The following is a 1,047-nucleotide window of genomic DNA, read 5'->3' on the forward strand; positions in this document are numbered from 1 at the left end:
CAGGGACTTTTGCAAATTTAATCGACTGAAAATTAAGTGTTTAACAGCATAAATTTAATTTTTGTCATCTACTAAAATGATTAGATTAAATGTTGGTTTCAATAAATAATCCACATATAACACCCCAATAATACTGTAACATAATACAAGGGTAGTAAATATTGATAATATTACTTTAATTATTTTACAAAAATTTGATTTTATTCTCAACATCATAAAAACATGTTTAATAATCATTACAAAATTATTATTGAGGGCTTTGTTTGCTTTATTGATTTTAATCAATAAAGTCTAATTATCTATATCCATTGTCTCTTAATGATTCTATCATTGTTTCCATTGTGTGTTTATCAATTGAATTCCCTTTATTCCCTTTGAGTATTACTTTATGATTTTGTTTAGATGGACGGACGAATAGTTTGGTTAGTTTATTTATATAAGACAAGAACTCTCCTTTCATGACGTAAATTATTATACCATTAGGATTGTGTTCTGTATAAAAGGTTGCATTTAATCCATATTTCTTATCATTAAGAATTGCGGGATTATAAAGCAGGGCATTTCTTCCTGTCTTGTATGCATTTGCCTCGGCTTCCGCTCCTGCCTTAGAATGTCCAACAAAGGTAAGTTCGTTGTTCGGATAGCTTTTAGAAAGCTTATCAGCAATCCAAATTGAAGTTTTCATATCAATGGAGAGACCAAAGGGTTGTAATATGTCTTCTTTCAAACTATTTTCTCCACTTTCGGTTGATAACGGATAAGTCCCTGCCGTAGCGAACGCATATTCTATGGTCACGTCTTCGTGTCGTTTTTGATACAATCCCCCTCGGAAAGAAATACTCTCCTTGCTGGTATAGCATTTGATCATCTTCCATCCTCCGTACAGGACATCCCCGAGTTTTCCGTCATATACATGGTTCGCGATGTACGCCCCCTCAAGAGCCGTGGGAATCTCTCCGGTCGGATCGATCAGGTTTACGGGATCAGCTGCGCAGTACGTGTAAGGGGAGATGTGGGTGTATGTTGATGCCTTTGGATCCGGGGAGT

General features: G+C 35.4%; 1 pseudogene. It reads right to left on the bottom strand.

Annotated elements, in window-relative coordinates:
- Positions 1-295 precede the first annotated feature (295 nt).
- Positions 296-1,047: pseudogene (locus JX312_RS13925) on the bottom strand (hypothetical protein); the annotation flags it as partial.

This window comes from Barnesiella sp. CU968 (genome assembly GCF_905219685.1).
In the GTDB taxonomy this organism is placed as follows: Bacteria; Bacteroidota; Bacteroidia; order Bacteroidales; family Muribaculaceae; genus Lepagella; species Lepagella muris_A.